At 63.7% G+C, this 21,784-nt stretch carries 19 protein-coding genes; 5 read left to right on the top strand and 14 right to left on the bottom strand.

Annotated features, from left to right (window positions below; genetic code table 11):
- Positions 1-45: 45 nt before the first annotated feature.
- Positions 46-1,458 (bottom strand): coniferyl aldehyde dehydrogenase, encoded by a 1,413-nt coding sequence (locus tag AC07VY_RS24755; protein WP_495099844.1) that lies wholly within the window; start codon positions 1,456-1,458, stop codon positions 46-48.
- A 103-nt stretch (positions 1,459-1,561) separates the two neighbouring features.
- Between AC07VY_RS24755 and nadC the strand changes: the two genes are divergently transcribed.
- The 3 genes from nadC to pabB are packed head-to-tail and all read left to right on the top strand — an operon-like array spanning position 1,562 to position 5,308.
- On the top strand, positions 1,562-2,440 hold the full coding sequence (nadC, locus tag AC07VY_RS24760; RefSeq protein ID WP_495099843.1) for a carboxylating nicotinate-nucleotide diphosphorylase: 879 nt from the start codon (positions 1,562-1,564) through the stop codon (positions 2,438-2,440).
- Between the two features lie 10 nt (positions 2,441-2,450).
- Complete coding sequence (gene nadA / locus AC07VY_RS24765; protein ID WP_495099842.1) at positions 2,451-3,560, top strand: quinolinate synthase NadA; 1,110 nt, start codon at positions 2,451-2,453, stop codon at positions 3,558-3,560.
- On the top strand, positions 3,560-5,308 hold the full coding sequence (gene pabB, locus AC07VY_RS24770) for an aminodeoxychorismate synthase component I (protein WP_495099841.1): 1,749 nt from the start codon (positions 3,560-3,562) through the stop codon (positions 5,306-5,308). The genes nadA and pabB overlap by 1 nt, the downstream gene beginning before the upstream one ends.
- 69 nt (positions 5,309-5,377) lie before the next feature.
- On the opposite strand, the gene AC07VY_RS24775 is transcribed toward pabB, so the two are convergent.
- The 4 genes from AC07VY_RS24775 to gshA form a co-directional block, all read right to left on the bottom strand.
- Positions 5,378-6,049 (bottom strand): phytanoyl-CoA dioxygenase family protein, encoded by a 672-nt coding sequence (locus tag AC07VY_RS24775; protein ID WP_495099840.1) that lies wholly within the window; start codon positions 6,047-6,049, stop codon positions 5,378-5,380.
- A 36-nt stretch (positions 6,050-6,085) separates the two neighbouring features.
- Positions 6,086-7,666 (bottom strand): L-aspartate oxidase, encoded by a 1,581-nt coding sequence (nadB, locus tag AC07VY_RS24780; protein ID WP_495099839.1) that lies wholly within the window; start codon positions 7,664-7,666, stop codon positions 6,086-6,088.
- 93 nt (positions 7,667-7,759) lie between these two features.
- The gene (locus AC07VY_RS24785) at positions 7,760-9,628 is read right to left on the bottom strand and encodes a potassium transporter Kup (protein ID WP_495076859.1); all 1,869 of its coding nucleotides are present in this window, start codon (positions 9,626-9,628) and stop codon (positions 7,760-7,762) included.
- A 164-nt stretch (positions 9,629-9,792) separates the two neighbouring features.
- On the bottom strand, positions 9,793-11,076 hold the full coding sequence (gene gshA, locus AC07VY_RS24790; RefSeq protein ID WP_495076860.1) for a glutamate--cysteine ligase: 1,284 nt from the start codon (positions 11,074-11,076) through the stop codon (positions 9,793-9,795).
- A gap of 193 nt (positions 11,077-11,269) precedes the next feature.
- On the opposite strand from gshA, the gene AC07VY_RS24795 reads away from it, so the two are divergent.
- Positions 11,270-12,160 (top strand): amino acid ABC transporter substrate-binding protein, encoded by an 891-nt coding sequence (locus tag AC07VY_RS24795; protein ID WP_495099838.1) that lies wholly within the window; start codon positions 11,270-11,272, stop codon positions 12,158-12,160.
- On the opposite strand, the gene AC07VY_RS24800 is transcribed toward AC07VY_RS24795, so the two are convergent.
- The 8 genes from AC07VY_RS24800 to AC07VY_RS24835 all read right to left on the bottom strand — a co-directional run bounded on the left by AC07VY_RS24800 (position 12,157) and on the right by AC07VY_RS24835 (position 20,194).
- Complete coding sequence (locus tag AC07VY_RS24800; protein WP_495076862.1) at positions 12,157-13,449, bottom strand: glutamate-5-semialdehyde dehydrogenase; 1,293 nt, start codon at positions 13,447-13,449, stop codon at positions 12,157-12,159. The genes AC07VY_RS24795 and AC07VY_RS24800 overlap by 4 nt on opposite strands.
- A 26-nt stretch (positions 13,450-13,475) precedes the next feature.
- Complete coding sequence (gene holA / locus AC07VY_RS24805) at positions 13,476-14,537, bottom strand: DNA polymerase III subunit delta (protein ID WP_495076863.1); 1,062 nt, start codon at positions 14,535-14,537, stop codon at positions 13,476-13,478.
- Positions 14,538-14,545: 8 nt separating this feature from the next.
- On the bottom strand, positions 14,546-15,049 hold the full coding sequence (locus AC07VY_RS24810) for an LPS-assembly lipoprotein LptE (RefSeq protein ID WP_495076864.1): 504 nt from the start codon (positions 15,047-15,049) through the stop codon (positions 14,546-14,548).
- Entirely contained in the window at positions 15,049-17,706 is a 2,658-nt protein-coding gene (leuS, locus tag AC07VY_RS24815) for a leucine--tRNA ligase (RefSeq protein ID WP_495099837.1), read from the bottom strand. The genes AC07VY_RS24810 and leuS overlap by 1 nt, the downstream gene beginning before the upstream one ends.
- 65 nt (positions 17,707-17,771) lie before the next feature.
- Positions 17,772-18,194, bottom strand: coding sequence for an ExbD/TolR family protein (locus tag AC07VY_RS24820; protein WP_495076866.1), 423 nt, complete (start codon positions 18,192-18,194; stop codon positions 17,772-17,774).
- A 15-nt stretch (positions 18,195-18,209) separates the two neighbouring features.
- The gene (locus tag AC07VY_RS24825) at positions 18,210-18,854 is read right to left on the bottom strand and encodes a MotA/TolQ/ExbB proton channel family protein (RefSeq protein WP_495099836.1); all 645 of its coding nucleotides are present in this window, start codon (positions 18,852-18,854) and stop codon (positions 18,210-18,212) included.
- Positions 18,855-18,858: 4 nt separating this feature from the next.
- On the bottom strand, positions 18,859-19,701 hold the full coding sequence (dapB, locus tag AC07VY_RS24830; RefSeq protein WP_495099835.1) for a 4-hydroxy-tetrahydrodipicolinate reductase: 843 nt from the start codon (positions 19,699-19,701) through the stop codon (positions 18,859-18,861).
- Between the two features lie 13 nt (positions 19,702-19,714).
- On the bottom strand, positions 19,715-20,194 hold the full coding sequence (locus tag AC07VY_RS24835) for an outer membrane protein assembly factor BamE (RefSeq protein WP_495099834.1): 480 nt from the start codon (positions 20,192-20,194) through the stop codon (positions 19,715-19,717).
- A 157-nt stretch (positions 20,195-20,351) separates the two neighbouring features.
- Between AC07VY_RS24835 and fur the strand changes: the two genes are divergently transcribed.
- Positions 20,352-20,774 (top strand): ferric iron uptake transcriptional regulator, encoded by a 423-nt coding sequence (fur, locus tag AC07VY_RS24840; protein WP_495099833.1) that lies wholly within the window; start codon positions 20,352-20,354, stop codon positions 20,772-20,774.
- A gap of 26 nt (positions 20,775-20,800) precedes the next feature.
- Here fur and hprK read toward each other — a convergent pair whose 3' ends face one another.
- Positions 20,801-21,751, bottom strand: a complete 951-nt coding sequence (gene hprK, locus AC07VY_RS24845) for an HPr(Ser) kinase/phosphatase (protein ID WP_495076871.1) — start codon at positions 21,749-21,751, stop codon at positions 20,801-20,803.
- Between the last annotated feature and the right edge of the window lie 33 nt (positions 21,752-21,784).

The following is a 21,784-nucleotide window of genomic DNA, read 5'->3' on the forward strand; positions in this document are numbered from 1 at the left end:
CGCAGGTAACACCTGCGCGAGCAGCTATTTAAACCATAGCAAACCCTAGTTCAGCCGGCCCATCCACTTCAGCAGCCGCTGGATGGACGGCCGGTACGGCGGATACACCAGGCCGCCCGCCGACCAGCGCGACTGCAGGAACACCGGCTTTTCCTTGCTGAACTGGCGAAAGCCATATTCCCCGTGGTAATGCCCCATGCCCGACGGCCCCACACCGCCGAACGGCAGACCGTCCTGCACCAGGTGCAGCAGGCAATCGTTGATGCACACGCCACCCGACTGGGTCTGTGCCAGCACCTGGTCGCGGTGCGCCGTGTCGGTGCCAAACCAGTACAGGGCCAGCGGTTTGTCACGGGCGTTCACATAGGCAATCGCCTCGGCCAGCGTGTCGTAAGGCACGATGGGCAAGATGGGACCAAAGATTTCCTCCTGCAGCGCGCGCATGCCGGCGTGCACATCCAGCAGCAGCACCGGCGCCAACTGGCGGCCCACGCCAGGCACGGCGGACGGCTCCAGCTCCACCACCCTGGCGCCCTGCTGGCGCGCGTCGTCCACCAAGGCGTGCAGGCGCTGCAGATGGCGGTCGCTGGCGATGCTGGTGTAGTCGGGGTTGCCCTGGAAGCGCGGGTACAGGCGCTGCATGCTGGCGCGCAGCGCATCTACCAAAGCCGCCTGCTGAGCGCGCGGCACCAGCACGTAGTCCGGCGCGATGCAGGTCTGGCCGGCGTTGATCAGCTTGCCCCAGGCCAGCCGGTCCACCACCTGGCCCAGATCGCAAGACGCATCCACGATGGCCGGCGACTTGCCGCCCAGCTCCAGCGTCACCGGCGTGAGGTTCTTCGCTGCCGCCTGCGCCACCAGCCGCCCCACGGCGGTGGAGCCGGTGAACACCAGGTGGTCAAACGGTGTGGCGCAAAAAGCCTGGCCCAGGGCCGCGTCGCCGGTCAGCACCGCCACCTCTTCGGGCGCAAAAAATTCGGCCACTGCGGCCTGCAGCGCATCGGCAAACAAGGGCGTGAGCTCGGACGGCTTGAGCAGCGCCCGGTTCCCCGCCGCCAGCACATCCACCAGCGGCGACAAGGCCAACAGCAGCGGGTAGTTCCAGGGACTGACGATGCCCACCAAGCCCAGCGGCTGGACCAGCAAGCGGCTGCGCCCGGGCCAGAAAGCCAGCGCCGTCGCCACCCGCCGGGGCCGCATCCAGGCACGCAGATGGCGGCGCGCATGGCGTATCGCGCCGCGCACCGGCAGCAGCTCGGTCAGCCGGGTCTCCACCGCCGAACGGTTGCCAAAGTCCTGGCTGACCAGGGCCGTGAAATGCTCGCCATGCTTCTCCAGCAGCGCATCCAGCCGCTGCAAGCGGTCCAGGCGCAGCGCGTAAGCAGGTACCGGGTCGGCCGCATGGGCCTGGCGCTGCAAGGTCAGCAGGCGCTGGAGTTCGATTTCAGGGGTATGCATATGGCACATAGTGCCAGTCTTGCAAGCCCATGGCGGCAAAAGTGCGACACGGATGTGACACACTTCCGTTCCTTCCTAGCTGCCCGACCCTCGCTCCACAACAATGAAGACAACGGTTTTTGACTTTTCTCCCGCGCAGATCCAGGCCCTGGCCGAGTCCGACGCGACCCGCGCCCTGGCCGAAGACGTGGGCTCCGGCGACCTGACCGCCGCCCTGGTAGACCCGGCCCGGCAGGTCCATGCCCGCGTGCTGGCGCGCGAAGCCGCCACCGTCTGCGGCGCCCCCTGGGTGGAAGCCACGCTACGCCAGATCGCCCCCACCGCCACCTGGCGCTGGCTGGTCCATGAAGGCGAGCGCTGCTCCGCCGACCAGGTGGTGCTGGAACTGCACGGCCCAGCCCAGGCTCTGCTGACGGCCGAACGCACCGCGCTGAACTTTCTGCAGCTGCTCAGCGCCGTGGCCAGCCGCACCGCCCTGCACGTACAGGCCGTGGCCGGTACCGGCACCCACATCGTCGACACCCGCAAAACCCTGCCCGGCCTGCGCCTGGCGCAGAAATACGCGGTGCGCGTGGGCGGCGGCACCAACCACCGCATCGGCCTGTATGACGCAGTGTTGATCAAAGAGAACCACATCGCAGCCGCTGGCGGCGTGACCCAGGTATTGCAGCGCGCTGCCGCCTTGGCCCAGCAGGCCAGCTTCATCGAGATCGAGGTCGAAACCCTGGCCCAGCTGGACGAGGCGCTGGACGCCGGCGCCCGCATGGTGCTGCTGGACAATATGGACCTGGCCACACTGCATGAGGCCGTGCGCCGCAACGCCTCACGCGGCGCGCAGAAAGCCGTTCTGGAAATCTCTGGCGGCGTCACGCTGGAGAGCCTGCGCAGTCTTGCCGAAGTCGGCGTGGACCGCATCTCCATCGGCGGCCTGACCAAGGACGTGAAGGCCACCGACTATTCGATGCGCTTCCTGGACCTGTGAGGAGACGGCCATGCACACGATGATGGAAGTCGAATACGAGCAGCCGGCAGAGGGCACGGCCTGCACCCCGCGCCACGCCTGGGCCCGCGTGCCGGTCGAGCCCGGCCCGGCCGAGCGCCTGGCGCTGAAGGACCGCATCCGCCGCCTGCTGAAGGAGCGCAACGCGGTGATGGTGTCGCACTACTACGTGCACCCCGATCTGCAGGACCTGGCGGAAGAAACCGGCGGCCTGGTCAGCGATTCGCTGGAGATGGCACGCTTCGGCCGCGACCATGCGGCGCAGACCCTGGTGGTCTCCGGCGTGCGCTTCATGGGCGAAACAGCGAAGATTTTGTCGCCGGAAAAGCGCATCCTGATGCCCGATCTGGACGCCACCTGCTCGCTGGATCTGGGCTGCCCCAGCGCCGAATTCAATGCCTTTTGCGACGCCCACCCGGACCGCACCGTGGTGGTCTACGCCAACACCAGCGCCGAGGTCAAAGCCCGCGCCGACTGGCTGGTGACCTCGGGCTGCGCGCTCGACGTGGTGCGGGCACTGAAAGACCAGGGCCACAAGATTCTGTGGGCGCCCGACAAGCACCTGGGCAGCTACATCCAGCGCGAAACGGGCGCCGACATGGTGTTCTGGAACGGCGCCTGCATCGTGCACGACGAGTTCAAGGCCTTCGAGTTGCAGGCGCTGAAGGCCGAGCACCCCGAAGCCAAGGTACTGGTACACCCCGAGTCGCCGGCCGACGTGGTGGCACTGGCCGATGCCGTGGGCTCGACCTCGGCCATCCTGAACGCGGCCCGCACCATGGACGCGACCACCTTCATCGTTGCCACCGACAACGGCATGCTGCACAAGCTGCGCACGCAGAACCCGCACAAGCTGTTCATCGAAGCCCCCACTGCCGGCAACAGCGCCACCTGCAAGAGCTGCGCGCACTGCCCCTGGATGGCGATGAACGGCCTGGCCGGCCTGGCCCAGGTGCTGGAGCTGGGCACCAACGAGATCCACATCAACCCCGCGCTGGGCCTGCGCGCCCGCGTGCCCATCGACCGCATGCTGGCCTTCACCGCAGCCCTCAAGTCCGGCCAGCCCACCACCGGCCTGGTGCCGCATATCGGCGCAGCCTGATGGACGGTATCACCGCGCTGGTCGACTTCAGCGATCCGTCGCAGCCCGGCGCGCCGCGGCTGCGCCACGCGTTTGGCACGCCGCTGCGGACGCTGGTAGCCCACACGCTGGACCAGGTGCGGCCGCTGCTGGATGCCGTGCAGGCCGCCAGCGCACAAGGCCTGTGGAGCGTGGGCTATCTGCAGTACGAGGCCGCGCCGGCCTTCGATGCGGCGCTGGCCGTGCATGCAGCCGATGGTCCGCTGGCCTGGTTCGCGGTGTACGACGAACCTCTGCCCTGGCCTGAGGTTGCTGTGGGCACTGCGCAGATCGATTGGCAAGGCTTTATCGCCCGTACGGATTTCGATGCCGCGATGGCAACGCTGCTGCAGGCGATTGCCGACGGCGAGCTGTACCAGGTGAACCTGACGGCGCAGATGCGGGGCCGCTTCTGCGGCGCACCGCAGGCCTTGTTCGCCGCCTTGCAGCGTGCCCAGCCGGGCGGCTATGCAGCGTTCATCGATACCGGCCATACCGGCCATACCGGCAATATGCAAATCCTGTCGGTCTCGCCCGAACTGTTTTTCGACTGGCGCGGCGGCAATATCTTGGCCCGCCCGATGAAGGGCACGGCACGCCGCGGCACGACCGAGGCCGAGGATGCAGCACTGGCCGCAGCGCTACGCACGTCGCCCAAAGAACGGGCCGAGAACGTGATGATCGTCGACCTGCTGCGCAACGACGTGTCGCGCATCGCCGAACCCTTCAGCGTCCAAGTGCCACGGCTGTTCCATACCGAGGCGCTGCCGACGGTATGGCAGATGACCTCGGATGTGAGTGCCCGCACCCGTGCCGGCTGCAGCCTGGCCGAGGTATTTGCCGCGCTATTCCCCTGCGGCTCGGTTACCGGTGCGCCCAAGGTGCAGGCGATGCGCAAGATCCAATCGCTGGAACCCAGCGCGCGCGGCGTCTACTGCGGCGCCATCGGCGTGGTGCAGCCGGGCGGCACATCGACCTTCAACGTACCTATCCGCACCGTGACCCTGCGCGGCACCCACGCGCAATGCGGCATCGGCAGCGGCATCACCTCCGACGCCAGCGCCGAAGGCGAGTGGCAGGAATGGGCCAACAAACAGGCCTTCGTGCAGCGCGCCAGTGCGCCGTTCGCGCTGCTGGAAACCTTGGCCCTGGTCGATGGCACGCTGCGCAACCGCGCCGAGCACCTGGCGCGGATGGCCCAGGCGGCCGCGCATTTCGGCACGCCGTGGAACCCAGAGCATGTCGCGCACACCCTGGACAATTTGATCGCCGGCCGCCCAGAAAAGTCCTGGCGCGTGCGCTTGCTGCTGGACGCGCAAGGCCATGCTACCGCCGAGGCCTATGCGCTTGAAGCCTCGCCCGCGCGCGTGCGACTGCAGCTGGCGGACCGCCCACTGGCCGAGGCCTATGGCGAATTCGTGCGCTTCAAAACCACCCGCCGCGCCCACTACGACGCATTCACTACGCCGCCCGGCGTGTTCGACACCTTGCTGTGGAGCCCGGCTGGCGAAATCACGGAATGCACACGCGGCAATATCGCCCTGCTGCTGGACGGCCGCTGGGTCACGCCACCGCTGGCCTGCGGCCTGCTGGGCGGCATAGGCCGGGCCGTAGCGCTGGCCGACGGCCGGCTGGAAGAAGCCGTGGTACGGGTAGACGACCTGCCGCGGGTACAGGCCCTGGCGTTCCTGAACAGCCTGCGCGGCTGGATAGACGCGGATTTGGTTTAGCTACGGTTTTTGTAGCTGCTGGCGCAGGTAGTGCCTGCGTCAGGACACGATTTCACAAAAATTTTCACATTACGCTGTACGCGGCCACTGCAGGCCATGTGGCAATTCACACGGCCCAAACACAAAATGAAGAACGCGCCTGCGGCTCAATCCTCTAGATTTAGAAGATGCATGCAGAACCAGGGGACGCAACACCAAGACATCGCCCAGGTCCGCGGGACAGGCGATATCGCCCACGGCATCTCGCATACGGAGGGCCTCAGCTGAATCTATTCGCCCAGCAAGATGGGAGCCTGACACAACCCGTAACGGGCCATCCTCCGTACCACACACATCGAGGTGCAAACGTATTGCGACCAATTGCTCCAATACGGCTATGGGCGGCTGCACAAACAATGCGCCTTCCTTTTCTGACCAGCCACGCAGTTCAGGGGCATCCACATGTTCTGCCACGGGAATACTCAAATCCTGGTGGATAGCCACCAACCAATTACGCTCAGCCGATTTTTCAAAGTAGGTGCATTGGACGGCCACCAATTTCGGGCCAATCAAGTTAGATAAAACCGTATGTTGGCGTAAGCGCTGAGCCAGCACAGCGCACCAAGCCTGCTGCAAAAGGCAGCGGGTACCACTCGTACCAGCGTCGAGCGCCAGCTTCCCCGCAATGGCACCGCACTCGTCAACAGAAAACACTTCTGGCACAAGCGCAAAACCGTTCTCTGCAAATGCATCGGCATTCATGGACGAGACTCCTTCACGCCCGCCAGTACCTGACAATTACGGCACCAGCACGGTGGGCTCAGACGATGCCGCCAGCTCCGGGTAGTCCCGGCTGAAGTGGCCGCCGCGGCTTTCCAGGCGGGAGCGGGCGCTGCGCACGATCAGGTCGGCTACCTGCACCAGATTGCGCAGCTCCAGCAGGTCGCGGGTGACGTGGAAACGGGCATAGAACTCGTGGATTTCGCTCTGCAGCAGGGCGATGCGGTGGGCGGCGCGCTCCAGGCGTTTGGTGGTGCGCACGATGCCCACGTAGTCCCACATGAAGCGGCGCAGCTCGTCCCAGTTGTGCGACAGCACGACCAGCTCGTCGCTGTCGGTGACCTGGCTGTCGTCCCAGTCTGGCAGCTGGGGTGCGGGTTTGCGGTCCAGCAGGGCCAGGGCTTGGGCGGCGGCGCGGGCAAACACCATGCATTCCAGCAGCGAGTTGCTGGCCAGGCGATTCGCGCCGTGCAGGCCGGTGCAAGCGGTTTCGCCCAGCGCGTACAGGCCGGGCACGCCGGTGCGGCCCTGCAGGTCGGTCAGCACGCCGCCGCAGGTGTAGTGGGCGGCGGGCACCACCGGGATGGGCTGGCGCGAAATGTCGATGCCCAGCTCCAGGCAGCGCGCGTAGATGTTGGGAAAGTGCTCCAGCAAGAATTCCTTGGGCTGGTGCGAGATGTCGAGGTAGACGCAGTCGAAGCCGCCCTTTTTCATCTCGAAATCGATGGCGCGGGCCACCACGTCGCGCGGGGCCAGCTCGGCGCGTTCGTCGTGCTCGGGCATGAAGCGGCTGCCGTCGGGGCGCAGCAGGCGCCCACCTTCGCCGCGCACGGCCTCGGTGATCAGAAACGATTTGGCCTGTGGGTGGTACAGGCAGGTGGGGTGGAACTGGATGAATTCCATGTTCGCCACCGTGCAGCCGGCGCGCCAGGCGGCGGCAATGCCGTCGCCGGTAGCGGTATCGGGGTTCGAGGTATACAGATACACCTTGCCCGCGCCGCCGGTGGCCAGGATGGTGTTGGGCGCACTGAAGGTGCGCACGGTGTCGCTGTCACCGTCCAGCGCATACAGTCCCACGCAGCCCTGCTCGGCCAGGCCCAGTTTGCTGCCCACGATCAGGTCCACCAGGGTGTGGTTTTCAAACAGGCTGATGTGCGGGTGGTGGAGCACCTGCTCGATCATGGTCTGCTGCACGGCCGCGCCGGTGGCATCGGTGGCGTGCACGATGCGGCGGTGGCTGTGGCCGCCCTCGCGGGTCAGGTGCAGCTGGCCGTCTTCCATGGAAAACGGCACACCCATGGACTGCAGCCAGGCAATGCACTCGGGCGCGTGCTCGACCACGTAGCGGGTGGCGTCCACATCGCACAGGCCGCCGCCGGCCACCAGGGTGTCGTCCACATGGGCGGCGAAGCTGTCGCCCTGGCCCAGCACCGCCGCAATACCGCCCTGGGCCCAGGCGCTGGCGCCGTCGTTCAGGCCACGCTTGGTGAGTACCGCTACGCGGTGGGTGGGGGCAAGCAGCAGCGCGGCACTCAGGCCGGCCAGGCCGCTGCCCACGATCAAGACATCGAAATCCAGGAGGGATGGGGAAGACAACACGGTGGGATGGGTCCGGAAGCAAGCGGCAAATCGGAAAAGCCCCGGGGGCCCGGGGCACTGTGCGGACCGGATTGTCGCACCCTGGCGGTGCGGCTAAATTTCTATTTTGGAGCCCAGCTCAACCACCGCGTTGTTGGGCAGGCGCAGGAAGTCGGCCGCGTCGCTGGCGTTGTGGTGCATCTGGGCAAACAGCTTTTCACGCCAGGGCGCCATGCCGCCGCCCAGGGTGGGGATGACGGTGTCGCGCGACAGGAAGTAGCTGGTGGTCATGACCTCCAGCTCGCAACCACGGCCGCGGATCAGCTCCAGGGCACGTGGAACGTCCGGGCCGTTCTTGAAGCCGTAGTGGATGGTGACCTGCCAGCAGTTGTGGCCCAGGGCGATCACCTCCAGGCGCTTGTCCATGCCCACCCAGGGAATCGGGTGGTTGTGCACGGTAACAAAGAGGTTGTTCTCATGCAGCACCTTGTTGTGTTTGAGGTTGTGCAGCAAGGCATTGGGCACCATGCCCTTGTCAGCGGTCATGAACACGGCAGTGCCTTCCACGCGCATGGGCGGGCTGATAAACACCGAGTCCAGAAAGCTTTGCAGGTCCATGGCATTTTCACGCTGCTTGAGGGCCAGCAGTCGGCGGCCGTCCTTCCAGGTGGACATCACGATGTACAGAACAATAGCCATGGCCAGCGGAAACCAGCCGCCTTGCAGTATCTTCAGCGAATTGGACGCCAGGAAGACCACATCCACCACCAGGAAGAAACCGGTCGCAGCCAAGCACAACGGCAGGGAATAACCCCAACCGTAGCGCACCACAAAGAAGGTCAGCGCGGTGGTGATGACCATCAACAGGCTAACCGAAATGCCGTAGGCCGCAGCCAACGCATCGGACGAGCCGAACATCAGCACCGCCGCCACCACCCCGGCCAGCAGGGTCCAGTTGACTACCGGCACATAGATTTGCCCGGTGTCGCGTACCGAGGTGTGCAAAATGCTCAGGCGCGGCAGATAGCCCATCTGGATGGTTTGCTTGGTGGCTGAGAAGGCACCGGAAATCAACGCCTGCGAGGCGATCACCGTGGCGGCAGTCGCCAGGCCCACAGTCGGAATCAGTGCCCAGTCGGGAACCATCAGGTAAAAGGGGTTGTCAACAGCCGCAGGGTCCATCAACACCAGCGCGCCCTGGCCAAAATAGTTGAGCGTCAGCGCCGGCATCACCACCGCAAACCAGGCAATACGGATGGGCTGCTTGCCAAAGTGCCCCATGTCGGCATACAGTGCCTCGGCTCCGGTCAGGCACAGGAACACCGCGCCCAACGTAATGAAGGCAATGTGCAGGTTCTGAAACGAGAATTTCAGCGCGTAAATAGGCGACAAGGCCATGAGCACGGCGGGGTAGCGCAGGATCTGGGCGACACCCATCACCGCCAGCAACCCAAACCACAGCAGTGTCACCGGGCCGAAAAACTTGCCGATGTCACCCGTACCTCGGCGCTGCACCATGAACAGCAGCACCAGGATCACCAGGGAAATGGCTTTCACGTAAGGCGCTGCGCCCGGTGTGATGATTTCCACACCCTCGACCGCCGACAGCACGGAGATGGCCGGGGTGATCACGCCGTCGCCAAAGAACAGTGCCAGGCCGAACACGCCCAGCATGAGCAAAGCTTGTCGCAGACGAGGGCTGGTCTTGACCGACTCCGCCGCCAGCGCCAGCAGGGCCATCAGCCCGCCTTCACCGTTGTTGTCGGCCCGCATGATGAGCACCACGTATTTGAGTGACACCACCACCATCAGAGCCCAGAAGAACAGGGACAGGACGCCGAGCACATTGAACTCGCTTACCTGCACATGGCCGTGGGCAAAAACTTCTTTGAATGCGTAGAGGGGAGAGGTACCGATATCGCCGTAGACCACACCGAGTGCACCAAGTGTGAGCGCCGTAAGCGAAGATTTTGAACTTTGCACAAATAAGGTCCCGCGGGGACGACCTCCATAAGGTCAGCGGGGTTCCATAAACTTTGGGAAGCGTATTTTGCGCCTTGCACAAGCGCTTTCAAGCCGGGCAGACTGTCTATTCGGGGGGAATTGAAAAAATGTTGCAATGCAGCAACTCATTCCCCCCCGCCGCTTCAATCGTAGGTTTCAGCGTCCGGGTCGGTGGCTTCCAGCTCATAGCTGGCTGCCGCCATGGCTAGGCGCGCCACCACGCCATACATGTAAAAACGGTTCGGCGCGCTGGCGCCGGGGCGCACACCCACCTGGGGCAGGTGGGCGCTTTCGGCGAAGGCCAGCGGCACATAGCTGGAACCCGGTGCGTTGAGGTATTCGTCCACCCCGCGCTCGGCATGGATGCGGTAGAAACCGCCCACCACGTAGCGGTCCATCATGTAAACCACGGGCTCGGCCACGGCGTCGTTGATGCGCTCGTTGGTCAACACACCTTCCTGGATGATGGTGTCGCGCACCGGCAGATCGTCCTTGCGGGTCTTGGCACGGTGGTGCAACACGGCCAGATCCTTCACGTCGCGCACCGTCAAAATACCCATGCCGGGGGCGCCGAAGTCTGACTTGACGATGACGAAGGGCTTCTCATGGATGCCGTATTCCTTGTATTTGCGCCGGATCTTGCCCAACAAGGCGTCCACATTGGTGGTCAGGCAGTCCATGCCGTGGCCTTCGGCCATGTCCACCGCGCCGCATTGGTTGAACATGGGGTTGATCAGCCAGGGGTCTATGCCCAGCAGCTTGCCCAAGCGCTTGGCCAGCTCTTCGTAACTGCGGAAATGGGTGCTTTTGCGCCGCACCGAGCCACCCGCGTGCAGCGGCGGCAGGAGGTACTGCTCGTGCAGGTCTTCCAGAATGCCCGGAGGGCCGGCCGACAGGTCGTTGTTCAGCAGAATCGTGCAAGGGTCGAAGTCCTTCAGACCCAGGCGGCGCTTGCTGCGCACCACCGGCTCCAGTGTGACCTGCTCGCCATTCGGCAAATTGATGGTCTTGGCTTCCTTTACGTCGGGGCTGATGGAGCCAATGCGTACGTTCAGGCCAGCCATGTGGAAGATGCGCTGCAGCTGCGCCAGGTTCGCCAGGTAGAAGGTACTGCGCGTATCGTTTTCGGCAATCAGCAGCAGGTTCTTGGCCTCGGGACAGATCTTCTCGATGGCGGCCATGGCCGACTGTACGGCCAGGGGCAGCATTTGCGGCGTCAGGTTGTTCCAGCTGCCGGGAAACAGGTTGGTATCCACCGGTGCCAGCTTGAAACCGGCGTTGCGGATATCCACCGCGCAATAAAACGGCGGGGTGTGCTCCATCCACTCCAGCCGAAACCAGCGCTCAATCGCGGGCATGGAGTCCAGGATGCGCTGCTCCAGTTCATTGATAGGGCCGGTCAGCGCAGTAATGAGATGGGGAACCATGGGTTTTTCTTTGAAGGGTATAAGCGCATTGTAGGAAGCTGGCAAGACAGACCCGGCACCAGGCAGCCGGATGGGTCAACGCAAAAATCCCTGCACGCGCGAAGGCATTGGCACAGAATATGCGGATTCTTTGCGGCTCTGCAAGATGCAGCCGCCGCCCATTCGCAACTTTTTCCCCACCCCTGCACCTGCCATGGCTTTTCGCTCCTTTTGCTTGTCCACTTGTATGGTCTTTTGCTGCAGCCTGACGGCAGGTGCCGGCACGCTGGAAAACATCCGCGCCAGTGGTGAAATCACCCTGGCGCACCGTAATGCATCCATTCCCTTCTCGTATGTGGACGCCGACGGCCGCCCCATGGGCTATGCCCTGGACCTGTGCCTGAAAGTGGTGGAGGCCGTCAAGCGCGAATTGAAAATGGACAAGCTGGCGGTGAAATACCTGCTGGTCACGCCCGACAAGCGCCTTAGCGCCATCTCCGAGGGCCAGGCCGCGATGGAATGCGGCTCCACCACCAACAATGCGGAACGCCGCAAGACGGTGGACTTCACGATTCCGCACTTTATCTCCAGCGCACGTCTGCTGGTGCGCAGCAACGACCACATCGAATCCCTGGCCCAACTGGCGGGCAAGACCGTGGTCTCGACCAAGGGTACGACGCCGCTGGAGCGCCTGCGGCGCATCAACAACGAGCAGTCGCTGCACATCAATGTGGTGGAGGCCGCCGACCACGCACAGGCCTTCGCTATGGTGGCCGCCGGCCAAGCCGCGGCGTTCGCGATGGACGACGTGCTGCTGTCGGGTCTGCGGGCCAATGCCAGCAAGCCTGAGGACTTTGTGGTGACGGGCAAGCCGCTGACCATCGAGCCCTACGCCATCATGCTGCCCAAGGACGACGCGCCGTTCAAGAAAGTAGTGGACCAGGAAATGCGCCGCATCATCCAGAGCGGTGAGATCAACGCCCTGTACGCGCGCTGGTTCCAGCTACCGATACCGCCCAAGGGCATCAACCTGGCACTGCCCATGCCCTATATGCTGCGCGACTCGTTCAAGTACCCTAGCGATAAGGTAGGCGACTTGAATTAGCCGCGCACCTCGCCCTGGCCTAAGACCACATATTTGAGCGAGGTCAGGCCAGCCAGACCGACCGGACCGCGGGCGTGGAACTTGTCGGTGCTGATGCCGATTTCTGCGCCCAGACCGTACTCGAAGCCATCGGCAAAACGGGTGCTGGCGTTCACCATCACGCTGGCCGAATCTACCTCGCGCAGGAACGCTTGAGCATGCATGTGGTCGCGCGTGAGGATGGCGTCGGTGTGGTGGGATGAGTACTGGTTGATATGGGCAATCGCCTCGTCGACACCTTCGACGATCTTGATGCTAATGACCGGCGCCAGGTACTCCTCGGACCAGTCCTGCTCGGTGGCGGCCACGATATTTGCTACATCTTTGGTAGCTGCATGTGCAGACAGTATCTGCACCGCAGCCGGATCACATCGCATTTCCACGCCCTTGGCGGCATAAATGGCGCCGATCAATGGTAGGAACTCGGCCGCCACGCCACGCGCCACCAGCAGGCCCTCGGTGGCGTTGCAGGGGCTGTATTTTTGCGTCTTGGCGTTGTCGGCCACCTTCACCGCCATGGCGATGTCGCAGGGGTCGTCCACATACACATGGCAGTTGCCGTCCAGGTGCTTGATCACCGGCACCTTGGCGTCACGGCTGATGCGCTCGATCAGGCTCTTGCCGCCGCGCGGGATGATTACGTCCACGTACTGGGGCATGGTGATGAGTTGGCCCACGACTTCGCGGTCGGTGGTCTGCACCAGTTGCACCGCGTCGGCGGGCAGGCCGGCTTCGACCAGGGCTTGCTGCACCAGCAGGGCCAGAGCCTTGTTGGAGTCGATCGCCTCGGAGCCGCCGCGCAGAATGCAGGCATTGCCGCTCTTGATGGACAGGCTCGCGGCCTCGATGGTCACATTCGGGCGGCTCTCGAAGATCATGCCGAACACGCCGATCGGCACGCGCATCTGACCCACGCGGATGCCGCTGGGCTGCTGCTGCAGGCCGATGATCTCGCCGATGCTGTCGGGCATGGCGGCCAGTTGCTCGCAGCCCTGGGCGCAGGTTTCCAGCGTCTGCGGGCTGAGCTTGAGGCGGTCCACCATGGGCGCGGCCAGGCCGGCGGCGCGGGCGCGGTCCAGGTCCTTGGCATTTTCAATCTGCAGCGCGGCGGTGCTATCGCGCAGCAGGCGGGCCAGGGTGCGCAATGCTATGTTTTTAGCAGCTGCTTGCGCACGCGCCATCTGCGCAGAAGCCACTTTTGCTTGCAAACCCAAAGTCTGGGTGTATTCGGCGATGTTCAGAGCGTTCATCGCCCTATTTTCTCACGCAAGAATATTTAGCGCCCGGCTGGGGGCACACAAGCCTGGCACAGCATGCCGGCGAGACGGTGCAGAGCCTGCCAGGAATCGGCCGGCCAATTCGGCAGCTTCAGGCCTTTGACGATGCCATCCACCTGGTGCGCGGCCGCCAGCAGCTCGGCGATGGTGTGGGCGCCCAGGCGTGGCAGCACGCGCTCAAACAAGCGCTCTTTGGCGCCCCAGACGCGGTTGTCGCGCAGCGCCATGGGCAGGGGCTTGCCGGCGTCCATGGCGTCTTTCACACGCTTGAGCGCGCGGATGTCTTCGGCAATCGCCCAGTGCACCAGCACCTCGGCCTCGCCCTCGGCCTGCAGGCCGTCGAGCATGCGCTGCACCCGCAGGCGCTGGCCGGCCAGCACGGCCTCGGACAGCTTGAACACGTCGTAACGGGCCACGTTCAGCACCGCGGCCTCTACCTGCTGCCATTGCAGCTCGCCCGCCGGGTACAGCAGGGCTAGCTTCTGGATTTCCTGGTGCGCGGCCAGCAGATTGCCCTCGACCCGGTCGGCAAAGAACTGCAAAGTGCGCTGGCCCTCGACACCGGCTTCGACACGCTGCCCCTGTGCCTGTAGGCGCTGGGCGATCCATTGCGGCAGGGCGCCGCGCTCCACCGGCTCCACCTGCACCGTCACGCCGTAACGCTCCAGCGCCACAAACCAGGCGGCGGACTTGGCCTGCTTGTCCAGGCGCGGCAAGACCACCAAGGTCAGGGTGTCGGTATTGCCCTCAGCCTGCTCGGCCAGGCGCTGCAAGGCCGGGCTGCCCTCCTTGCCCGGCTTGCCGGACGGGATGCGAACCTCCAGCATCTGCTTGTCAGCAAACAGGCTGAGCGAGCCACCGGCGGCCAGCACCTCGCTCCAATCGAAATGCGCGCCGGACACGGTATGCACCGTGCGCTCGGTAAAGCCCTGGCTGCGCGCCACGGCACGGATCGCGTCCAGTGCCTCCTGCACCAGCAGCGGCTCGTCGCCGTGCAAGGTGTAGAGCGAGCGCAGGCCTTTCTGCAGCTGCGCCGTGAGTTGGCCGGGAGCCAGTTGCATCGCGGCGGCTAGAGTTCTTTGACGGAGCCAAGCCGACGCATGATCTGCTGCACCACGTCGGTCTGCATGCTGCGGTACAGCAGTTGCTCTTCGGCTTCCTTGGACAGAGCCGTGCTTTCCGAGTAGCTGATATCGCGCTGCTGCACGATCTCGGAATCGGGGATCAGCTCTTTGCCGTCTGGCGTGCGCAGGCGGAACTTCATGCGCACGCGCAGCTGGAATTCACGCACCTGGCCCGACGAGGTGAGCGAGGCCACGGTTTTCTCGCGCTGGTCTTGCAGCACCTCCAGCACCACCTGGGCCGTCGCCAACTTGGCCGGGTCGGTGATGACCTCGACCTTGCCGCTGGCCTTGATATTGCGCTTGAGCTCAATGCCCAGCGAAGACGCCTCGGCCACACGCACAAAAATAGTGGTGAACGCATAGTTGGGTGCCTGGCGCAGCTGGAAGCCGCAGCCCACCAGGCCCAATGCGGAAAGTGCGGGCAGTGTCAGAAGCAGGCGGCGGCGCATCACAGCACCAGGTTCACCAGGCGCCCGGGCACCACGATGATTTTTTTAGGTGCCGCTCCAGCGGCGATCTTGGTAAACGCCTCGCAGGCCAGGGCCGCAGCTTCGATCTCGGGCTTGGCGGCAGTGGCGGCCACAAAGATGGAGCCGCGCAGCTTGCCGTTGACCTGCAGCATCAGTTCAATTTCGTCCTGCACCAGGGCCAGCGGGTCCACCACCGGCCAGGGCGCATCCAGCAGGTCGCCAAAACGGTCTGCGTAGCCGAGCTCAGTCCACAGCGCATGGGTGATGTGGGGCGTTGCCGGGTACAGGCAGCGCAGCAGGATGCTGAAAGCCTCGATCAGCGCCACCTGGGCACCGGCAGAGTCCTGCGCCTTGAAATCTTCCAGCGCGTTCAGCAGCTTCATGCAGCCGGACACCACGGTGTTGTATTGCATGCGCTGGTAGTCGTAGTCCACCTGGCGCAGCACGGTGTGCACCTCCAGCCGCAAGGCCTTGGCCTCTTTGCTGAATTCCACATCTTTCAGGCTGCCAGCGCCCGTAACACTTGCGACAGCCGCTACGGAATCCATAGCGGCCAGCTTGACGCCGAAGTTCCACACACGGCGCAGGAAACGGTAGCTGCCTTCAACAGACGCGTCATTCCACTCCAGCGTGGCTTCGGGCGGCGCGGTGAACATGGTGTACAGGCGGGCAGTATCGGCGCCGTACTTCTCGATCAGGTCCTGCGGGTCGACGCCGTTGCTCTTGCTCTTGCTCATGGTGGTGAGCTCGTAGTCCAGCAGTGTGCCGTCGGCCTTCAGCGTGCCGCCGACGATCTGGTCGCGCTCATTGCGCTTCACATCGACTTCGCTTTCCCAGTGGTACTGGATGCCACCGCTGGCCGGCTTGTGCGAGAAGGCGCCGTTCAGCACCATGCCCTGGGTCAGCAGCTTGCTGAAAGGCTCGTCCACCTTGACCAGGTCCAGGTCGCGCATCACCTTGGTCCAGAAACGTGCGTACAGCAGGTGCAGGATGGCGTGCTCGATGCCGCCGATGTACTGGTCCATGGGCATCCAGTAGTCGGCGCCCTCGGCCACCATCTTGTCGGTGTTGTGCGGGTCGCAGTAGCGCATGAAGTACCAGCTGGAATCCACAAAGGTGTCCATGGTGTCGGTCTCGCGCCGAGCCTTGGCGCCGCAGATCGGGCAGACCACGCCAGAGTGGAAGCCTTCGTGCTTGTTCAGCGGGTTGCCAGAGCCGTCGGGGATGCAGTCCTGTGGCAACACCACCGGCAGATCCTTCTCGGGCACCGGCACCGCGCCGTGTTCTTCGCAGTGGATGATGGGGATGGGCGTGCCCCAGTAGCGCTGGCGGCTCACGCCCCAGTCGCGCAGACGCCAGGTGGTCTTCTTCTCGCCCAGGCCCTTGACCTGCAGCGCGTGGGCAACTGCGTTCACCGCCTCCTGGAAGCCCAGGCCGCTGAAGCTGTCGGAGTTGATGGTCACGCCGCGTTGCTTGTCGCCGTACCAGTCGTTCCAGTGGTGGTAGTCGTAATGCAGGTGGTCTACATGCACTACCTGGACGATGGGCAGCTCGTACTTCAGCGCGAAGGCGAAGTCGCGCTCGTCGTGGGCGGGTACACCCATCACGGCGCCGTCGCCATAACCCATCAGCACATAGTTGCCAACCCAGACGTCGATCTTGTGGCCGTTCAGCGGGTGGATGACTTGCAGGCCGGTGGGCATGCCTTCTTTTTCGCGCACCGCCAGTTCTGCCTCGGTGGTGCCGCCCTGCTTGCAGCTCTCGATAAAGGCGGCCAGCTTGGGATTGCTCTGCGCGGCGTGTGTGGCTAAGGGGTGCTCGGGCGCCACCGCACAGAAGGTCACGCCCATGATGGTGTCGGCACGGGTGGTGAAGACATACATCTTGCCGTCGCCGATCAGCTGGCCGCTGCTGTCCTGGATGGTGTGCGGGAAGGCGAAGCGCACGCCCTCGCTCTTGCCGATCCAGTTCTCCTGCATCAGCTTGACTCGCTCGGGCCAGCCGGGCAGATCGTCCTTGACCTGGCCCAGCAGCTCGTCGGCGTAGTCAGTGATCTTCAGGTAGTAGCCGGGGATTTCACGCTTCTCGACCACGGCACCGGTACGCCAGCCCTTGCCGTCGATGACCTGCTCGTTGGCCAGCACCGTCATGTCCACCGGGTCCCAGTTGACCACCTGGGTCTTGCGGTAGGCAATGCCCTTGTCCAGCATCTTCAGGAACAGCCACTGGTTCCACTTGTAGTACTCGGGCGTGCAGGTGGCGACCTCGCGGCTCCAGTCGATGGCCAGGCCCATGGCCTGCATCTGCTTCTTCATGTAGGCGATGTTGTCGAAGGTCCACTGCGCGGGCGGCACACCGTTCTTCATCGCCGCGTTTTCCGCCGGCAGGCCGAACGCGTCCCAGCCCATGGGCATGAGCACGTTGTAGCCCTGCATGCGCAGCTGGCGCGCCAGCATGTCGTTGATGGTGTAGTTGCGCACATGGCCCATGTGCAGCTTGCCGCTGGGGTAAGGCAGCATGGAGCAGGCGTAGAACTTCTTCTTGGATGCATCTTCGGTGACGCGGTAGGCGTCGCGGCCATTCCAATAGTTTTGCGCAGACGGTTCGACGTCGAGATGGTTGTATTTTTCGAGCATGGCAGGCGTAAAAAGCGGGAAGAAGCAGAAAGACGGGGCGGCACACAAGCCGCAAGGGGCTGATTTTAGGGCGTGGCCGTGGGCTGGGCCACAAATCCTATGCGATTCAGGCCGGCGGCCTGCGCGGCACCCATGACTTCCACCACGCGGCCATAGGGCACGGTGGTATCGGCACGCAATTGCACCTCGGTATCAGGGTTTTGCTCGGCCACGGCGGCCAGCTGGGTCGCCAGTTGAGCCGCATTGACCGGTTTGTCGTCCAGAAAGGCCTGGCCGGACTTGTCCACCACCAAGGTGACGGACTGGGGCGCGGCCTGCGACTTGGCCGCATCGGTCTTGGGCAGGTCCAGCTTGATGGAGCTGGACAGCAGCGGCGCGGTGATGATGAAGATCACCACCAGCACCAGCATCACGTCCACCAGCGGTGTCATATTGATGTCGCTCATGGGCTCGGAACCCTTGGTGCGCTCAAGACGGCCGAATGCCATGGTGGGTCTCAGGCCTTAGGCCGTATGGCTGGCCAACAGCTCGCGCAGGTCGCGGGCGAAACCTTCCAGATCGGCCTCAATGCTGCCGATCAGGCGTCCAAACACGTTGTAGGCCAGCACCGCCGGAATTGCCACTGCCAGGCCGGCGGCCGTCATCACCAGCGACTCGCCCACCGGGCCGGCCACCTTGTCGATGCTGATCTGGCCTTCGAGTGCGATGGCGCCGAGCGCGTGGTAAATGCCCCAGACCGTGCCCAGCAGGCCGACAAACGGCGCAGTGGAACCCACGGTAGCCAGCAATACCTGGCCAAACTGCAGCTTGTGCAGCACGGCATGCAAGGCATTGCGCAACACGCGGGTCAGTTGCTGGGCGCGGTCACCGGCTGCGGCCAAGGTACCACTTGCTTCCATTTTTGTAGCTGCAACCAAAGGTAGTACGAGCGCCAGAGGGTCAAAAGACACCAGACGTTCCGAGGCCTCGGCCACGCTAGGCGACTGCCAAAACGCAGCGGTGCTGCGGGCCACGTCGGTGCGCGCACGACGCAGCAGCCAGCCCTTCCAGAAAATCACCATCCAGCTGGCCACAGACATGCACAAAAGCACGAGCGCCACGACGCGGCTGACGATATCGCCCCGCAGCAGCACCTGTAGCGGATCCATGGTGTTATTTCAGGCCCAAGACGTCGAACATGTCGAACAAGCCCTTGCGCTTGTCGGCCAGGAAGCGCACAGCACGCAGGCTGCCCTGCGCATAGGTCACGCGGCTGGAGGACTTGTGGCTGATCTCGATGCGCTCGCCAATGCCAGCAAACAGCACGGTGTGGTCGCCCACGATGTCGCCACCGCGGATAGTGGCGAAGCCAATGCTGGACGGGTCGCGCTCGCCGGTGATGCCTTCACGGGCGTACACGGCGCAGTCTTTCAGATCACGACCCAGCGCATCGGCAATCACTTCGCCCATCTTCAGCGCGGTGCCGGACGGTGCATCCACCTTGTGGCGGTGGTGGGCCTCGACGATCTCGATGTCGTAGCCGGTGGACAGGGCCTTGGCGGCCATTTCCAGCAGCTTCAGGGTGACGTTCACGCCGACGCTCATATTCGGCGCCAGCATGATGGCGATGTCTTGCGCGATGTCGGCGATTTCGGCCTTTTGCTCGTCGCTGAAACCGGTGGTACCCACTACGGCGTTCACACCTAGGCTGCGGCAGATGCGCAGATGGTGCATGGTGCCTTCGGGCCGGGTGAAGTCGATCAAGGTACGGGCATTCTGCAGGCCGGCCTTCACGTCGACCGTAATGGCCACACCGGTGCTATGGCCCAAAAATGCAGCGGCATCGGCGCCGATATTCGGGTCGGTAGCCAAACCCAGGGCGCCAGCCAGCACGCAGTCGTCGGCATTGTGGATGGCCTCAACCAGCATGCGGCCCATACGGCCAGAAGCGCCAGCAACAGCAATCGCGTGGGGCACGCCCGCCGTGGTGGCCTGTAAGGAAAGAGAATCGGTCATGGAAAAGCCAGAATTAAGGCGCCGCAGGGGCTTCTAAAGGGGGGTAAGTTGTGGCCGCCGTCACCGGGGCGGCGGGCGCTTGCGGAGCAGATACGGCAGCGGCGGGCGCGGGGAAGGACTTCAGGCTGCTTTCATCGGCCTCCAGCAGAGGCACCGTCTTGGCAGGACGGGAGCGGGCCAGCAAGCCCACAAATTCGCTCTCGCTCGGCATGGGGTCGCCTTCTACACGGTCTACCGCATCACCCTTGAAATACACAGTCAGCTGGCGCGACTGGGGCTCGGTACCTTGGCGATCCAAGGTAAAGACATAGTCCCAACGGTCGGCATGGAAGACGCTTTGCAGCAAAGAGGTCCCCAGAATGTCCTTGACCTGCTCGCGGGACATGCCGGGCTTGATGGCCTCAACCTGCTCCTTGGAAACAAAATTACCCTGCACCACTTCTATCTTGTAGGGCGACACGACAGCCAGCAAACTACGCGTTTTCGTATCCACTCCGCTGCACGCCGCCGAGGCCGCGCAGACAGCAAGCACAAGGGCGCAACGGGTACCGCGCAATAAAGGTTCGAACATGGATAAAGGCTCTGGCGATATGATCAAACGATTGTAGCGGCTGCCTCCCAGCCACCCCGCACCCGAAAGATACGATACCATGGCCAACATCGACGAGCTCAAAAATACCGGCCTCAAAGCCACCCTGCCACGACTGAAGATTCTGGAGATTTTCCAGAAAGGCGAACTGCGCCACATGACAGCAGAAGATGTATTCCGGGTTTTACTGCTGGAGCATTCAGACATCGGCCTGGCCACCGTCTACCGCGTGCTGACCCAGTTTGAACAAGCCGGGATTTTGTCGCGTAGCAACTTCGAATCGGGCAAGTCGGTGTACGAGCTGAACGAAGGCCGCCACCACGACCACTTCATCTGCACATCCTGCAGCAAGGTGGAAGAGTTTTACGACGCAGAAATCGAGCAGCGCCAAAAAATCGTGGCCAAGGAAAAAGGCTGGACGGTGCAAGACCACGCCATGTCGCTGTACGGACTGTGCGCCGACTGCAGCAAAAAGCAGGCTTAAAAACCTGCTCAAGGGCCTGAAAGGCCCTAGCCCTCGTTTTCCATGGCCTTGCGGTGGCGCTCGACAAACTCTTGGTAGGTGTCAATGCCACGAAGCTGCAAGATCGTATTGCGCACGGCCGCCTCGACCAGCACGGCGATGTTGCGGCCAGCCACCACCTGGATGATGACCTTGCGCACCGGCACACCCAGCACGTCTTGGGTCAGCGGCTCGTAGGGCAGGCGCTCATACTCGCGCTCCATGGTCTCTTTGCGCACCAGATGTACGATCAGCTTCAGGCGCATCTTGCGGCGCACCGCAGTTTCGCCAAAGATGCCACGGATATCCAGCAGACCGATGCCACGTACTTCCAGCAGGTTTTGCAGCAGCTCGGGGCAGCGGCCTTCAATGGTGGTCTGGTTGATGCGGTACAGATCGACAGCATCGTCGGCCACCAGGCCGTTGCCACGTGAAATCAGCTCCAGGCCCAGCTCGCTTTTGCCCAGGCCGGATTCACCGGTGATCATCACGCCCAGGCCCAGAATGTCCATAAACACGCCGTGCATCGAGGTGCGGTCGGCGAAATGCTTGGACAGGTAGGCGCGTAGCACGTCAATCACGAAAGCCGATGAATCCTGGGTGGAAAACATCGGGATTTGCGCGCGTTCGCACATGGACAGCAGTGCGTCCGGTGCTGCCTGGCCATCGGCAATCACCAGCACCGGCGGCTCCAGCGTGACGATGCGGGCGATGCGGCGCGCGCAGTCCTCACCAGAGGCGCTGGTCAGGTAAGCGACTTCGCGCTCACCCAGAATCTGCACACGGTAGGGGTGGATATAGTTCAGGTAGCCGACCAGATCGGCACCAGAACGGGCCGCACGCACAGCCACCTCGTCAAAACGCCGCTCCGAAGCACCGAGGCCCGCAATCCACTCCCAGCGCAACAGGCCACGAAAAGCTTCAAACAGGACGTCAGCGCTGACGACGGTGGGTTTCAAAGACGGTACCGACCCTGAACGCTATTAAACAGC

It is taken from the genome of Rhodoferax sp. GW821-FHT02C08 (genome assembly GCF_059421805.1).